General features: G+C 66.8%; 12 protein-coding genes. 9 read left to right on the forward strand and 3 right to left on the reverse strand.

Annotated features, from left to right (window positions below):
* Positions 1-239 precede the first annotated feature (239 nt).
* Complete coding sequence (locus ACYQ4W_RS10660) at positions 240-890, forward strand: CatA-like O-acetyltransferase (protein ID WP_459856254.1); 651 nt, start codon at positions 240-242, stop codon at positions 888-890.
* Positions 891-1,100: 210 nt separating this feature from the next.
* Here ACYQ4W_RS10660 and ACYQ4W_RS10665 read toward each other — a convergent pair whose 3' ends face one another.
* Both ACYQ4W_RS10665 and ACYQ4W_RS10670 read right to left on the reverse strand, forming a co-directional pair.
* Positions 1,101-1,574 carry a DUF202 domain-containing protein gene (locus tag ACYQ4W_RS10665; protein WP_459856257.1) on the reverse strand — a complete coding sequence of 158 codons (474 nt, stop codon included), beginning with the start codon at positions 1,572-1,574 and terminating at the stop codon, positions 1,101-1,103.
* A 1-nt stretch (position 1,575) separates the two neighbouring features.
* Complete coding sequence (locus ACYQ4W_RS10670; RefSeq protein WP_459856260.1) at positions 1,576-3,990, reverse strand: bifunctional diguanylate cyclase/phosphodiesterase; 2,415 nt, start codon at positions 3,988-3,990, stop codon at positions 1,576-1,578.
* A gap of 349 nt (positions 3,991-4,339) precedes the next feature.
* Here ACYQ4W_RS10670 and ACYQ4W_RS10675 point away from each other — a divergent pair, with 349 nt between their 5' ends.
* The 7 genes from ACYQ4W_RS10675 (at position 4,340) to ACYQ4W_RS10705 (ending at position 13,175) form a co-directional block, all read left to right on the forward strand.
* The gene (locus ACYQ4W_RS10675; protein ID WP_459856263.1) at positions 4,340-4,774 is read left to right on the forward strand and encodes an RrF2 family transcriptional regulator; all 435 of its coding nucleotides are present in this window, start codon (positions 4,340-4,342) and stop codon (positions 4,772-4,774) included.
* A gap of 339 nt (positions 4,775-5,113) precedes the next feature.
* Positions 5,114-5,686 (forward strand): RrF2 family transcriptional regulator, encoded by a 573-nt coding sequence (locus ACYQ4W_RS10680; RefSeq protein WP_459856265.1) that lies wholly within the window; start codon positions 5,114-5,116, stop codon positions 5,684-5,686.
* Between the two features lie 45 nt (positions 5,687-5,731).
* Positions 5,732-6,970, forward strand: coding sequence for a type III sulfide quinone reductase, selenoprotein subtype (gene sqr, locus ACYQ4W_RS10685; protein ID WP_459856268.1), 1,239 nt, complete (start codon positions 5,732-5,734; stop codon positions 6,968-6,970).
* Positions 6,971-6,986: 16 nt separating this feature from the next.
* The gene (locus ACYQ4W_RS10690) at positions 6,987-7,637 is read left to right on the forward strand and encodes a DUF1641 domain-containing protein (RefSeq protein ID WP_459856271.1); all 651 of its coding nucleotides are present in this window, start codon (positions 6,987-6,989) and stop codon (positions 7,635-7,637) included.
* A gap of 148 nt (positions 7,638-7,785) precedes the next feature.
* Complete coding sequence (locus ACYQ4W_RS10695) at positions 7,786-8,154, forward strand: response regulator (protein WP_459856274.1); 369 nt, start codon at positions 7,786-7,788, stop codon at positions 8,152-8,154.
* Between the two features lie 476 nt (positions 8,155-8,630).
* On the forward strand, positions 8,631-10,688 hold the full coding sequence (locus ACYQ4W_RS10700) for a response regulator (protein WP_459856277.1): 2,058 nt from the start codon (positions 8,631-8,633) through the stop codon (positions 10,686-10,688).
* Positions 10,689-10,694: 6 nt separating this feature from the next.
* Complete coding sequence (locus tag ACYQ4W_RS10705) at positions 10,695-13,175, forward strand: PAS domain S-box protein (protein ID WP_459856279.1); 2,481 nt, start codon at positions 10,695-10,697, stop codon at positions 13,173-13,175.
* Positions 13,176-13,246: 71 nt separating this feature from the next.
* Here ACYQ4W_RS10705 and ACYQ4W_RS10710 read toward each other — a convergent pair whose 3' ends face one another.
* The gene (locus tag ACYQ4W_RS10710) at positions 13,247-14,116 is read right to left on the reverse strand and encodes a tetratricopeptide repeat protein (protein ID WP_459856281.1); all 870 of its coding nucleotides are present in this window, start codon (positions 14,114-14,116) and stop codon (positions 13,247-13,249) included.
* A 405-nt stretch (positions 14,117-14,521) separates the two neighbouring features.
* Between ACYQ4W_RS10710 and pgm the strand changes: the two genes are divergently transcribed.
* The gene (pgm, locus tag ACYQ4W_RS10715; RefSeq protein WP_459856284.1) at positions 14,522-16,174 is read left to right on the forward strand and encodes a phosphoglucomutase (alpha-D-glucose-1,6-bisphosphate-dependent); all 1,653 of its coding nucleotides are present in this window, start codon (positions 14,522-14,524) and stop codon (positions 16,172-16,174) included.

Consider the following 16,174-nt stretch of genomic DNA (forward strand, 5'->3'; position numbering starts at 1 on the left):
CCGGGGCGGCTATCGTCCGCACCGATGCACGGGATGGCCGGCGCGGCAGGTCCGCCGCACACAGGACGCGGGGCGGGACGCCGCAGCAGCCATTTTTCGGGTCGCCGTCCTTCCGGGCCGCCATTGCCCTCCTCAGGCCGGGCTGGTGGACCGCATGGCAGGCCGGACGACACGCCACGCGGCGCGCGGGCATCGGACCGAAATCAGAACAACGACAGCCTTCCAGACAGGAGCCGCACGTGAAGCGCATCGACATGCAGAAATGGGACAGACGCGAGCAGTACGCCTTCTTCAGCGCCAAGCAGTGGCCCTACTGCTCGGTCACCTGCGAGCTCGACGTCACCCCTGCCCGCGCCTTCATGAAGGAGCGCGGCATCGGCGCCTATCTCGGCATGATCTATCTGGTGGCCAAGGCGGCCAACCACGTGCCGGAGCTGCGCCTGCGCATCGAGGACGGCGCGGTGTGCGAGCACGAGGTCGTGCATCCGTCCTTCACCGTGCAGAACGTCAACGGGCAGCTCGCCTTCTGCAAGGCGCGCTACAGCGAGGATCCCAACGACTTCTTGCCCCGCACGCGGGCGGAGATGGACCGGGCCAAGACCACGCCGCAGCAGGCCTTGTCGTCCACAGGCCACGACGAGCTCTACTTAAGCTGCCTGCCCTGGGTGCACTTCACCTCCGTGAGCCACCCCATGGACCTGACCCCGCAGGACGCCATCCCGCGCATCACGTGGGGGCGGTTCGAGCCCAAGGGCGGCCGGATCGTCATGGCGGTGGATCTGCTGGCGCACCACGGTCTGGCCGACGGCGCGCACATTGCGCAGTTCATGGGGAATCTGGGCGGGTTCTGCGCCGAGCCGGAAACGGGCTTCACGGGCCTGTGCGGCTGAGCACTTCGAGTGTGAGCCTGTTAGCGCCGGCCTCAACCGGGCTTCGCCGGGCTGCGCGCCTTGCCAGGCTGATGGGGGATTGAGAGTCCAAATCTGACGGGCCCACGCTTGAAGGAACCCGCTCTGCCCGTCCTTTTTAACAGGGCCAACCCGTCGGGGCCAGGCCAGCCTCTTCTTCCAGCCTCTTTCGCCGCGCAGGCGTGCGGAGCGTTACACCCTGCGGGCCTGCCGGGTCGCGGCCTCCAGGCGATGGATGAGCTTGCGCATGCGCTGGTAGCGCAGCACGCCAAGGCCGATGGTGACCACCGAGGACGGCACAAGAACCCAGCCCACCACGGTGAGCGCGGGATGATCGAAGAAATGGATGAAGGTGGCGGCCACGGCCAGTTGGGTGAGCGCCGTGCGCTGGTAGGCCAGAAAGGTGCGCTCGTTGGCCAGAATGGAGCGCGCCGCGGCCAGGTGCTCGCGCAGGTCCAGGCGCACGCGCGCCAAGCTGGCCTGCCCTGTGGCCTGTGCTGTGGTCTGTCCGCTGGACTGTCCGCTGGACTGTCCGCTGGACTGTCCGCTTGACTGCGGGGCCGGCAGGCCGACGGGGGGCTGGCCGCTTGGCGATCCGGTCGAAGCACCGGCCTGCCCAGTTGTGTCCGGGTGCGAGCCCGGTTGTGCTTTTTCCCGCTCGTCCATGCTAGCGCCCCGCCGCGTCCTTGCCTATGGCCGCCTCGGCCCGTTCGCCGTCCAGCGGGCGCGAGAAATAGAAGCCCTGCACGCATTCGCAGCCCAGGGCGCGCAGCATGGCCGCCTGACCGCTCTCCTCCACGCCCTCGGCCACCACGTCGAGCCCAAGGCTGTGGGCCAGGGCCACAATGGCCCGCACGATCTCCTGGTTCTCGGGGTCGAGCCCCAGGCGGCCCACGAAACTGCGGTCCACCTTCAGGGTGTCCACCGGGAAGCGCTGCAGGTAGGACAGGGACGAATAGCCGGTGCCGAAGTCGTCGATGCTGATGGTGACGCCCAGGGCCTTGAGCCGCTTGAGCATCACCAGGGCGCTTTCGGCGTTGACCATGATGTTCGACTCGGTGATCTCAAGCTTCAGGCGGTCGGCGGGCAGGCGGGTGCGCTTGAGGGTCTCGGCCACCTGCTCCACCAGGGCGTGCTGGGAGAACTGCTTGTTCGAAAGGTTCACGGCCACGAAGAGTTTGCGCGCGGCCGGGTCGCGCTCGCGCCAGTCGGCCAGGTCGGCGCAGGCCTGGGTCAGCACCTGGCGCCCCAGTTCGAGGATGATGCCGGTCTCCTCGGCCAGGGCGATGAACGACCCCGGCCCCACCAGGCCGCGCACCGGGTGCTCCCAGCGCACCAGCGCCTCGAAGCCCACAAGATGCGTGCTCGAAAGGTCCCAGATGGGCTGGTAATACACGACGAACTCGCCCCGCTCCAAGCCCTGGCGCAGCTCCTGCTCCAGGGTCAGGCGCTCCACGGCGTGCAGCAGCAGGCGCGGGGTGAAGACCTTGAAGCGCCCGCGGCCGCTGGACTTGACCGAATGCAGGGCAATGGCCGCGCTTTGCAGCAGCTCCTCCGCGCTTTCGAAGGCGTTGGGCGAAAGCACGATGCCGAAGCTGGCCGAGGTCTGCACCTCGCGGCCGCCCACGGGCACGGGCTCCATGACCACCTGGCGCAGGCGCTTGACCACGCGGATGGCCTCGCCCGGGGTGGCCAGCTCCTCCAGCAGCAAAATGTACTCGTTGCCGCCAAAGCGCGCCACGGTGTCCAGCCCGCGCAAAACGCCCACCACGCGCCGGGCGATGGCCTCCAGCACCTGGTCGCCCACGGCGTGGCCCAGGCTGTCGTTGATGACCTTGAAGCGGTCCAGGTCCATGACGATGACGGCGTAGAACACGTCGTCGCGCCGCTTGCAGCGCTCCAGGGCCTGCTGGATGCGGTCGAGGGCCAGGGTGCGGTTGGCCAGCCCGGTCAGGGTGTCGTACAGGGCCTGATGGTGCAGCTTGGCCTCGAACTCGTGGCGCTCCTGGTCGCGCGTCTGCAGAGCCAGAGCCATGTTGTCGAAGGATTCCGCCAGCCTGCCAAGCTCGCCCTCATCGTGCCCCAGGCCGGAGCGCGCCTGCAGATCGCCCTGGCCCAGCTGGCCCGCGGCCTCCATCAGCCGGTCCACCCGGCGGATGATGAACAGATTGCCGAGCATCCAGGCCAAAACCACGGCCACAAAGGTGGCCCCGGCCATGAGCGCGCCGTTGCGCACCTGGATGCGCCGCACCTCGGCCAGGATGCGGGCCTCGGGGATGCCGACGCGGGCCGTGAGCGTGGCGGCCTCGCCCTGGTTCCGGCGCAGCCGCTTGACGGCATAGAGCCGCCGCACGCCGTCCGCGCCATCGGCCACCACAAGCCCATCGTTGCTCTGGCCGGCAAGACGCTCGCGCAGGGCCTTGGGCTCCTCCATGCCGACCCACTTCTCCGGGTCGGGGTAGCGGAACAGCCGCACGCCGCGCGCGTCGGACAAGGCCATGGCCGACCCTTCGGGCAGATCCACGGCGGTGAAGTTCTGGGCCAGGGAGCCCAGGTCGAAGCTGGCGATGATGACGCCCACCAGCGCGCCCTCTTGCAAAACCGGCTGGGCGAAGTGCAGCACCGGGCGCTTTGTGGTTGTGCTGACGGCGTATTCGCCCACGGCGAAGGCCTTGGTCTGTACGGCGTCCTTGAAATACTTGCGGCCCGAGACATCGGCGTGGGGCGCTTCGACGGAGTGGGCCACGACCTTGCCCGCGGGGTTTGCCAGGGCCAGCACGGCGTACATCGGGTTCTGGCGGTTCAACTGGGCGAGCAGCTGCCCGGAGTCCCGCGCGTCCATGCGGCGAATGGTGGGCACCTGGGCCAGGGTGGTCAACAGCACGTGGGCGTGCTCCTGCACCTGCTCCAGGCTTTTGGCCATGCCCGCGGCCACCTGCATGGTCGTCTGTCCCGCCTTGTCCACGGCCTGGCGCTCCAGCTCGCGCCCGCTCCACCAAACCAGGGCGAAGGCGGGAATGGCCGCGGCGAACACCAGCAGCAGCAGGTGGGTCCTGATGGACCAGGAGAAAATCGACTTCATGCGCCTCCAGCCGCCACGATGGCGACAACCTCGCAAAAGCTGCAACCAGGGCTATTTGTTCGGAATGGCCCACACGTACCGGAGACAGAAGAGCAAGTCCATACGCGCAGGGCAATTTGACTGCGATGCGGCTCAATATACGTATCGAAAAACACCGGACTACGCGCTTTGGCTGCGCGTGAGGCAGACATGCCCCTTGCGGCGCGCGCGGACAAAGGGGGTGGAGCAATATGCAACAGTTGGAGTAGGATTGCCAAAACCTGGCAGGTGTGGCAAATTGGCGCTAGGGGACGTTTCGCCCCTTGCGCGGGCAAGGCCCGCGGCAGCAACCGTCGACCAAGCGAGGCTCATGAAACTCTCCGCCAAGGCGCGCTACGCCGTTCGCATTCTTCTCGATCTCGCCATCCACGACGAGCATGGCCCCGTGCGCACCGCGGACATCTCCGAGCGCACAGGAGTTTCCGCGCGCTTCATCGAGCAGATCCTGAAGCCCCTCAAGACCGCCGGACTGGTGCAGAGCACCCGCGGCGCCTCCGGCGGGTATGTGCTTTCCGAAAAGCCGGAGGACATCAGCCTGGCGCGCATCATCCGCACCATCGAGGGCAACCTCTGCCTGACCCAGTGCTGCGAGAACCCCAAGACCTGCCAGCGCGCCGAAACCTGCCGCAGCCACCGCGCGTGGGTGCGCGTCACCCAGGTCATGGAGGCCGAGCTCGAGGGCATCACCATCAAGGACCTGCAGGACGACGAGATTTTGAACCACAAGCACGGCTGCGCCTGCTAACGCGGGCCGCGCACCGCCCTCCGACGCCCCGGCGTCCCCCTCTCTCACCTTCCCTCATGACGAATCCCGACTCTTGCCGGGAGGTTTGACGCTTGCCCCCACCCCCGGGGGGAATTCGTCCATCACGCTGAAATAGCACCACGTTGTTTTTCTTTGCGCGTTTTTTCACAATTCCCTTGACCCATGTGGGCCTTTCTGTTTATTCCCGACTCGTCCAATCGTGATTGCTTCTATCGCAATTAATACAGTTGCAATTCATTCAATAGCGATTGATCGGATCAAGCGGCTTGGCGACTCGGCCACAAGGATGCAGCGCCAAGCCACAACCACGGGAGAGGCATGAAACCCACAGCGCGTACCTGCCACGCCACCCGCATTCTGCTCGAGCTGGCGCACCACGGACAAGAAGTGCCCCTGCGCGCCTCGCTGCTCTCGGTGACCATCGGCATCTCCATCAAGCTTTTGGAAAAAATCGTGCGCCCGCTCAAGGCGGCGGGGCTCATCAAAAGCGTGCGCGGCGCCACGGGCGGCTACGTTCTTGGCCGCCAGCCCGCGCAAATCACCCTGGCCGACGTGCTGACCACCATGGAAGGCGCGGTGTTCAAGCCCCAGTGCTGCGAGTCCGACGCGGACTGCCTGCTCATGGAGGGCTGTCCCACGGGCAACGTCTGGATAGGCATAGCCCAGCACATGGAGAAGAAGTTCCGCGCCACCACCCTGGCCGATTTCATGACCGCCCCGCGCGACACCTGCCCCACCAGAGCCAACCGCCTCGCCCACGGGGCCCTCGACGCGCCGGAGCGCAGAACCGAGCCGGCGCCCGCCCGCGGCCGCACCAGGCTCGCCAGAAGAAGGAAACCGGGGAGCGGCCAGCCCGCCCCGCGCCCAGCCGGGCGGCCCCGCCTTGTTTGACCCGAAGTTGCCCCACTTTTCCACGCACCCCAAAAGGAGAGGATCATGAAGAAACTGCTCATTCTCGGCTCCGGAGCCGGCGGCACCATCGTGGCTGCCAAGATGGCCAAGTCCCTTGACGAAGACTGGCAGATCACGGTCATCGACCGCGACTGGAAGCACCACTATCAGCCCGGCTGGCTGTTCGTGCCCTTCGGCGTGTATTCCATGAAAGACTGCGTGAAGCCCAAGAAGGACTTCATCCCCGAGGGCGTGAACTTCGTTCAGGACTCCATCGTCAACATCGACCCCTCGAAGAAGCTCGTCACCACCGAGAAGGGCGCCTACGAGTACGACTGGCTTGTCATCGGCACCGGCTGCCGCATCATGCCCGACGAAGTGGAAGGCATGATGGAGGACTGGCGCGGCAACATCCACGACTTCTACACCCCCGACGGCGCTCTGGCCCTGCAGAAGAAGCTCAAATACTACAAGAAGGGCAAGGTGGTGCTGAACATCGCCGAAATGCCCATCAAGTGCCCGGTGGCCCCCCTTGAGTTCGTGTACATGGCCGACTGGTTCTTCACCGTCAACGGCGTGCGCAAGGACGTGGAGATCGAGCTGGTTACCCCGCTCACCGGCGCCTTCACCAAGCCCGTGGCCGCCAGCATTCTGGGCAAGGTCTGCGAGCAGAAGAACATCAAGATCACCCCGAACTTCGAAATCGCCGCGGTCAACGTGGGCGACAAGACCATCGAGTCCGTCAAGGGCGAAACCGTGGATTACGATCTGCTCGTGAGCATTCCGCCCAACTTCGGCGCGCAGGTCATCATCGACTCCGACATCGGCGACCCCATGGGCTACGTGGAGACCGACAAGCACACCCTGAAGGCCACCAAGATCCCCAACTGCTACGTCATCGGCGACGCCACCAACGTGCCCACCTCCAAGGCGGGCAGCGTGGCCCACTACGAGGCCGACATCGTGTGCGCCAACCTCCTGCGCGAAATCGACGGCGAAGAGCCCCGGCCCGACTTCGACGGCCACAGCACCTGCTTCATCTGCTCCGGCTACGAAAAGGCCTTCCTCATCGACTTCAACTACAAGGTCGAGCCGCTGGAGGGCAAATACCCCTTCCCCGGCCTCGGACCCTTCTCGCTTCTGGGCGACAGCCACTTCAACTACTGGGGCAAGCTGCTGTTCAAGTGGGCCTACTTCAACCTGATGCTCAAGGGCCACGAGCTGCCGCTTGAGTCCCAGATGTTCATGGCCGGCAAGATGCGCAACCAGCTGACCAACGCCTAAGGCCAGGGGGAACGTAATGGGACAGGAAGAACTGGTACTCGAACGCCTGAGCGGGCTGGAGTCCCAGATGAAATATCTGGTCGACGCCACCAAGGACTGGCAGGAGCTGAAAAGCGATCTGACCCCCATCATCCACGACGCCGTCAAGACCCTGATGAAGGAACTGGGCGACGTGGAGCAGGGCTTCCAGCTTGAGGACGTCTACGCGTTGGTGAAGCGCTTTTTGCGCAGCATCAAAAACCTCACCTACACGCTGGAGCAGCTCGAAAACATCATCGACCTCTGGCAGACCATCGAGCCCCTGCTGCACTCCGCAGTGCCCAAGGGCATCGAGTTCCTGGACGAGCTGGAGCAGAAGGGCGTGTTCCGCATGTACCACGCCATGCTGGAAGTCCGCGGCAAGATCGCCCGCGCCTACACGCCGGACGACATCGAGATCATGGGCGACGGCTTCGTCTCCATGCTCTCCCTCATCAAGAAGCTTTCCACCCCGCAGGCGCGCGAGATGCTGGACAAGCTGGCCGACATGATGGGCGACGTGGACCTGAACAAGAGCAAGGAATGCGGCCCGCTGGGCCTGGTGGCCGGCATGAGCAGCAAGGAAGCCCGCAAGGGCCTCGGCATCATGCTCGAGTTCACCAAGAGCCTGGGCAAGCTGAAGGATTAGCACGCCGGACGCGGCGCGGGGACGACCGACACCGTCCTTTCCCGCGCCACTGGCGTTTATGCGCGGCCCGGCCGTTACTACCGGGTGCGGCCGGGCCGCGCCACACCACCTTTCATCCGCCGCGAAACACGCGCGGCAGGAGGCAGCCATGAGCAAGAAGATCCTCATCGTGGACGACGATCCCGCCGTGGTGGACTTTCTTTCCGAGGTCTTCACCGACAACGGCTACGCCACCGAAAAGGCCTACAACGGCGTGGAGGCCCTGGCCAAGGCCAAGGCCTTCGGCCCGGATCTCATCACCCTGGACATGGACATGCCCGAGAAGGCCGGCACCATGTTCTTCATCAGCATGCGCAAGGACGAGGCTTTGAAGAACACGCCGGTCATCGTGGTCAGCGGCGTGGGCCCGCGCCCGCCCGCGCTGTCCAAGGACATCCCCGTGCTGCAAAAGCCCGTGGCCCCGGCCGATCTGCTGGCCATGGTGGAAAAGGTTCTGGCGGGCAAGGCCCTGAACTAGACTTCCTTTGCGCCGGGACGAACGGGGGCGCGGACTTCCGCCACACGGTCCGCCCCCCGCCCGGTCAAGACAACCCGGAAGAAAGGCCCGCCATGTCCGCGTCCGAGCTCCCCGCTTTCCGTCCTTCGGCCACGGCCGCCGCAGTCGAAGCGCCAGCCCCTTGTCCGGCTGCCTCGCCGGATCTTTCGGCGATTCTTTCGGCCACGACTCCGCCGGCCGGAACACAGGCTCCCGCTGCGGCCGCCGTCACCGCGGATTTGCGCGCCGCCTGCCAACCGGACGGCCTGGCACCCGGTCTGGCAACCGGCCTGGAAACCGATCTGGCAACCGGCCTGGAAACCGATCTGGCAACCCATCTGGCCACAAGCCAATCCGCCGACCTGACGACAAATCATTCCGCCGATCTGGCGGCCAGACGCCCGGCCGCCATGCCAACCGCCATGCCAACCGACATGCCAACCGACATGCCAACCGCCATGCCAACCGACATGCCAACCGACATGCTCGCCGACATGCCGGGCGGACAGCCCGCGTGCCTGGCCGGCTCCCCGGAAACAGTCCTTTTGGTGGACGACGAGGCGGACATCCGCGACCTGCTCTCCCTGCTGCTGGAGGACCTGGGCTACTGCGTGCGCACCGCGCCCGACGGCCAGACCGCCCTGGCCATCTTCCGCGCCAGCCCCGCGCCCATCGTCCTCACGGACATCAAGATGCCCGGGCTCGACGGCATCGGCCTGCTGGCCGCGGTGAAGGAGCTTGCCCCGGACACGGAGGTCGTCATGATCTCCGGCCACGCGGACATGGACCTGGCCATCGCGAGCCTCAAGCTGGGCGCGGCGGACTTCATCACCAAGCCCATAGACGACGGCCTGCTTGAGCACAGTCTGAACAGGGCCAGCGAACGCATCTCCCTCAAGCGCCAGGTGCGCGAGCACACGCAGAACCTGGAGCGCTTGGTGGCGGAGAAAAGCGCCCGCCTTGTGGAGCTGGAGCGCAGGCTCGCCGCCCGGCAGATCGTGGAGGGCCTGTCCTCGGCCATGCGCTTCGTGGCCAGCGAGGAAGGCGGCCAGGGCACCCTGGGCGAGCTGCCCTGTCTGGTGTCCATCCACAACCGCGAGGGCCGGGTCATCACCGCCAACGCGCTCTACCGCGAACGCCTGGGCGAGCCCGAGGGCCGTGAATCGGCCGCGGCCTATGGCGACGCCTACCCCGGCGGCGCGGGCTGCCCGGTGGACCAGACGCTCAAAAGCGGCAGCCCGGCGCAGCGCAGCGAAACGCTCATCGACCGCCACGGCAGGCCCTTTCACGCCCTGGTCTCCACCACGCCCATTTCCGGCAGCCGAAAAGCCGACGGCTCGGAAAACAGCGGCGCGGCCATGGTGCTGGAAATCGCCGTGGACCTGACCGAGGTGGAGCGCCTGCACGAGGAGCTGGTGAAAAGCCACCGGCGCTACCGCGACCTTTTCGACGCCGTGCCCTGCGCCATCACCGTGCAGGACAGAAACCTGAAGGTGGTGGAGGCCAACAAGACCTTTGTGCGCGACTTTTGCGACGGCCTGCCCATGGAGCAGTGCGCCACGGTGGGCCTGACCTGCCACGAGGCCTACAAGCACCGCGACGAGCCCTGCCCGGACTGCCCCATTCTGGCCACCTTCGAGGACGGGGAGCGGCACCAGGCCGAGACCGCCGTCACCGACCGCCACGGCCAGGCGCGCAACCTGCTCATCTGGACCGCGCCGCTGCTGGACGAGGAGGGCCGCGTGGAAAAGGTCATGGAGGTCAGCACCGACATCACCCAGATACGCCAGTTGCAGGACCACTTGAGTTCCCTGGGCATGATGCTGGGCAGCATGTCCCACGGGGTCAAGGGCCTGCTCACCGGGCTCGACGGCGGCATGTACCGGGTGGAGTCCGGCCTGCGCAAGGGCGACGTGGACAAGATCAAAAGCGGTTGGGAGACCGTGCGCCACCGGGTGGAGCGCATCCGCAAGATGGTCCTCGACATCCTCTACTACGCTAAGAGCCGCGACCTGGACCTGACCGAGGTGGACGCCGCCACCTTTGCCGAAGACCTGGCCATGATCGTGGAGTCCAAGGCCGTGGCGGGCGGCATCGCCTTCACCCGGCGCTTCGAGCTTGCCCACGGCTCCTTCCAGGCCGACCACACCGCCCTGTCCTCGGCCCTGGTGAACTTTTTGGAAAACGCCGTGGACGCCTGCCTGTGCGAAACCACGGGCAGAAAACGCGAGCTCACCTTCGGCGTGGCGATTGAGCCGGATCGCGCGGTGTTCACCATAACCGACACCGGCGTGGGCATGGACCGCGAGGCGCGCGAAAAGATGTTCACGCTCTTCTTCTCGTCCAAGGGCAGCAAGGGCACGGGCATCGGGCTGTTCATCTCCAACCAGGTCTTCGCCCAGCACCACGGCGGCATCGACGTGGTCTCCAGCTTCGGCGAAGGCACCACCATCCGCGCCTGGCTGCCCCTGGCGCAGCCCGACGGCCCCGGCCGGACGGCCATCTCCGGCGTGTAGCGCGCCATGTCCCGCGACCCCCTCCGCCCGCTGGCTCCCTTCCGCCCCGGCCTGCCGCTGGGCGCAAAGATCATGGGCTGCCTCGTGGCGCTCATTTTGGGGCTGGCGGTCTTTCTTTTCCGCTTCAACACCAAGAGCTACCGCGACCTGGCGGACAAGAACGCCGACCTTGAGGCCGACCGCATCTGCGAGGCCATCAAGTCCGGTGCCTCCAGCGCCATGATGCGCAACGAACGCGGCGAATTGCAAAAGATTGTGGAGCGCGCCGGGCGCATGGAGGGCGTGCTCGGGGTGTCCATTTTGAACAAGGAAGCCCTGGCCATGTTCGCCAGCCGCGAGCAGGACGTGGGCCAGCGCTGGCCGGCCAAGGGCTTTCAGTGCGCGGCCTGCCACGGGCGCGCGCCCGTGCCGCCGGTTCTGGACCTGGAGGACCGCGTGCGCATCGAAGACCGCGCAGGCGCGGGCGCGGCCGGACGCAAGCTGACCATCTTCAGTCCCATCGGCAACGACGACGGCTGCGCCACGGCCTCGTGCCACGCGCACAAGCCCACGGAAAAGGTCCTGGGCGTGCTGGTGGTCACCATGAACCTGGCCAAGCAGGAGGAGACCCTGGCCCAACTGGTGGAGACCAACGCCGTGTCGCTGGGCGCGTTCCTGGTGGGCGTGTTCGCCGTGCTCTCGCTGGTGGTGTACCTGCTCATCCAGCGGCCCATCCGCGTCATGATCGGGGCCACGCGGCGCATGGCCAAGGGCGAGATGGACTGCGAGCTGGGCATTCCACAGCGCGACGAGCTGGGCGAGCTGGCCCACGCCATCACCGCCATGTGCCGCGACATAAGCCACAAGCACCAGGAGATCGTCAACCAGCGGCAGCTGTACCAAAAGCTTTTCGAGGGCGTGCCCTGCATCATCACCGTGCAGGACCGCAACTACAAGCTGCTGCGCTACAACCAGACCTTCGCCGACCTGTTCCACGCCCGCAAGGGCGCATACTGCTACGAGGCCTACAAGGGCCGCACGGAGCGCTGCGCCCAGTGCCCGGTGGCCCTGACCTTTGAGGACGGCCGCCCGCACTTCGCCGAGGAGACCGGCGTGTACAAGGACGGCACCCGCGCCCACTGGCTGGTGACCACCGCGCCGCTGTACGACGAGGACGGCACGGTCAGCGCGGCCATGGAGATGTGCCTGGACATCACCGGGCGCAAGCGCTTGGAGGAAGAGTTGCGCAAGAGCGAGCGCAACTACCTGGAGATCTTCAACAACGTTCCGAGCGCACTCTTCGTCATCTGCTCGCAGAACATGACCATTCTGGATTTGAACCGCAGCGCGGCGGCCCTGTACGGCTACCGCCGGGGCGAGCTGATGGGCCGGAACGCGGCCGCGCTGTTCCCGCCGGAGGACGCCCGCGCGGGCATACTGGCCCTGGCCGGGGGCGGCGACCTTTTGCGCGCGCGCAACCAGACCAAGGACGGCCGCGTGTTCTTCGTCAACATCACCAGCGCCCTTTCAGAATCGGAGGAGCGCCCGGTGATTCTGGCCACGGCCACGGACGTGACCGACCGCATACGGGCCGAAAAACAGATGGTGCAGGCCTCGCGCATGGCCACCCTGGGCGAAATGGCCACGGGCGTGGCCCACGAGCTGAACCAGCCCCTGGCCGTGCTCAAGATGGCGGCGGGCTTGTTCCGGCGCAAGCTTGCCCGCGGCGACACGGTGGACCCGGAAACCCTGCGCGTGCTTGCGGAGAAGATCGAGTCCAACGTGGAGCGCGGGGTGCGCATCATCAACCACATGCGCGAGTTCGGCCGCAAGCCCGCGGCCCAGCACGCCGTGCCCGTGGACGTCAACGAGGTCATCCGCCGGGCCTGCGAGTTCTTCAGCCAGCAGCTCATGGTGCGCGGCATCGAGATCGTCTTCGACCTGGCGGAGGAGCTGCCGCCGGTGCAGGCCGACGCGGGCCGGCTGGAGCAGGTGTTCATGAACCTGCTGCTCAACGCGCGCGACGCCATTGAGGAGCAGCGCGCCGGGACGGACGGGAGCGAGCCGGACTTGAGCGCAGCAGGCGGGAGCGGAACAAGCGGAACAGCATCAGACGGAAGCGGATTGGGCGGAAGCGGATTGGGCGGCGGCGGGACCGAGACAGCCGGGATGGCCACGCCCGGAAGCGGCGGCGGGCCGCGGCGCATCACCCTGCGCACCCGCGCCCGCAGGCGCAGCGTCTTGGCCGAGGTTGCGGACACCGGACCCGGCATCCCCAAGGAAATCGCCGCGCGCATCTTCGAGCCCTTTTTCACCACCAAGCAGGTGGGCAAGGGCACGGGCCTGGGGCTCTCCATCAGCTACGGCATCATGCAGGATTACGGCGGAACCATCCACGTGCGGCCAAGCGCCGGACGCGGGGCGCGCTTCGTGCTGGTGTTTCCGCTGCCGGGGGCTGGCGGCGGCCCGGAAGGCCAGCGGGGTGATGAAGCCCTTGGGGAGCTGTAGCGGCTCGCCCCGCATGGCCTGACGCAGAAGGCGCGGACCGGCCTCTGCAAGCAGGCTGGAGCGGCGCAGACCTAGAAGTTGATCTCCACCGTCTTGCCCGAGGCCTTGCGCTCCTGGCCGGTCAAGTAGCCCTTGGGGTCGCCGTAGATGTGCGTGCTGGCCGCCTCGGCGCAGCGCAGCCCCTCGCGGCTGTTGGGGTTCACGGCCAGGGCCGCCACCGCGTTGTCCAGGGCGTTGTTCCAGTCCCGGCGCTCCAGCGCGCCCTTGGCCAGGCGGGCCAGCATGGACTCGTTGGGGCCGAAGCGCCGCAAAGCGGCCTTGAGAACCTCTTCGGCTTTCGTCCCGTCGCCCAAGGCGTCCTGGCACTGGGCCAAAAAATTGTAGGCGCGGGCGTCCGTGGGCGCGGCCTCGATGTTTTTCTGAAAATATTCCACGGCCTCGCCCACCAGACCGGCCAGCATGAGCCGGCTGCCCAGGTCGACGTAGAGCCCGGGCTCGTCGCCGTAGAGCTCCACCGCCCGCCGGAAGTTCTTGCGCGCCTCCATGGGCTCCTTGGCGTCCAGCGCGGCCTGCCCCGCCAGCACCAGCTCGTCCAGTTCGGCCATGCGCTTGCGGCGCTCCTCCACGCGGGCCTTTTCCATCAGCGCTTCCAGCACATCGGCCATGCGCGTGAACTGCAGGCACAGCTCGCGCTCCTGGCCTTTTTTGTAGGCCAGGCCGCCTGGCACGGCGCGCTTCATGGTCTCCTGTTCCATAAGCAGGCGCACGGCCTCCTCCATGAGGATGCCGATCTCGATGCGCTCGCGCCCGACGATCTGCGCGCCCACAAGCATGCCCAGGGCCTGGGCCAGGGCGCGCAGGCTGCGCAGCACATCCTTGCGCTGAAGATAAAATTTGGAACGGGCGATATGCTCGCGCACGTTTTTCGGGCTTGCTTCCATGCTGCTCCCGTCCGCCGGCAGAGAACTCGGACGCACTTCGCGTCCTTCAGTCCGGTCAGTACGCATCCACATACCGCATTCACAAGACAGTATCAAGCATCACACCAGAACAGCCCGTCAAAGCTTGTTTTTCTATACCCGCATCGGCGCAGCCTCTTCTTGCACGGTTTTTTCCCTGCCGCCGCAAATGCGGCCCGGCTGCACAGGCCCGGGGAACGGACCAGGACGGCTAAGCGGAACGCGCCAACGCCTGTAAACCCTCACCCGCGCGCCCCTTGTTCCTTGCCCGCAGGGTCATCTTCGGGCATAGTGTGCCCAATCTCCGCGCGGAACTGGCGAAAAACGCGCAAGGGCACGCCGCGCCAGCTTCGAAACCGCCGCACAATCCGTTCAGGAGGCGCGAAAATGGCTGTTCATCCCCTGGCGGGCAAGCCCGCCCCGAAAGAAATCCTCACCGACATTCCGCGCCTGCTGGACGCCTACGCCGACGTGCGTCCCGACCCCGAAGACCCGGCCCAGTTGGTAAGCTTCGGCACCTCCGGGCACCGGGGCACCAGCGCCAAGGGCAGCTTCAACGAAGACCACATCCTGGCCATCAGCCAGGCCATCTGCGAGCACCGCGCAGCCAAGGGCATCGCAGGCCCGCTCTACATGGGCATGGACACCCACGCCCTTTCGCGCCCGGCGCTTTTGACCGCCCTTGAGGTCTTCGCCGCCAACGGCGTCACGGTGATGATCCAGGACGGCCTGGGCTTCACGCCCACGCCGGTCATCTCGCACGCCATCTTGACCCACAACCGCGACGCTGCCGCCCCCAGGGCCGACGGCGTGGTGGTCACGCCCTCGCACAATCCCCCGCAGGACGGCGGCTTCAAGTACAACCCGCCCGAGGGCGGCCCGGCCGACACCGGCACCACCACGGCCATCCAGAACCGCGCCAACGACATCCTGCGCGCCAAGCTGGCCGGGGTGCGGCGCATGCCCGCGGAGCGCGCGCTCACGGCCGCCACCACCTTCCACCACGACTACATCCGCCCCTATGTGGAAGACCTGGGCGACATTCTGGACATGAAGGCCATCGCCGGGGCGGGCCTCAAGATCGGGGCCGACCCCCTGGGCGGCTCGGGCATCGGCTTTCTTGCGCCCATTGCCGAGCGCTGGGGGCTCAACCTCACCGTGGTCAACACCGCCGTGGACCCCACCTTCTCGTTCATGACCGTGGACAAGGACGGCAAGATCCGCATGGACTGCTCGTCGCCCTACGCCATGCAGGGGCTCATCAAGCACAAGGACAGCTTCGACGTGGCCTTCGGCAACGACCCGGACTTCGACCGCCACGGCATCGTGACGCGGGGCTCCGGGCTGCTGAATCCCAACCACTACCTCGCCGTGGCCGTGGACTATCTCTTCCGCAACCGGCCGGCCTGGCGCGCGGACGCGGCAGTGGGCAAGACCGTCGTGTCCAGCTCCATGATCGACCGCGTGGCCGCGAGCCTGGGCCGCAGGCTCTCCGAGGTGCCGGTGGGCTTCAAGTGGTTCGTGGACGGGCTCATCGACGGCTCGTACGGCTTCGGGGGCGAGGAATCGGCCGGGGCGAGCTTTCTGCGCAAGGACGGCAGCGTGTGGACCACGGACAAGGACGGCATCATCATGGGCCTGCTCGCGGCGGAGATAACCGCGCGCACCGGGCGCGACCCCGGCGAGACCTACGCCGAGCTGACGGCGCGCTTCGGCGCCCCGGTGTACGAGCGCATGGACGCCCCGGCCAGCCCGGCCCAAAAGGCCGCTTTCAAGCGCCTCACCCCGGAGATGGTCACGGCCGACAGCCTTGCGGGCGAGCCCATACTGGCCCGGCTGACCCGCGCGCCCGGCAACGGCGCGGACATAGGCGGGCTCAAGGTGGTGACGGAGAACGGCTGGTTCGCCGCGCGGCCCTCGGGCACGGAAAACATCTACAAGATCTACGCCGAGAGCTTCCTGGGCGCGGGGCACCTGGCGCGTGTCCAGGCCGAGGCCCAGGCCATAGTGGACGCGGCCTTCAAGGCCGCCGGCGCGTAA

It is taken from the genome of Humidesulfovibrio idahonensis (assembly GCF_054657715.1).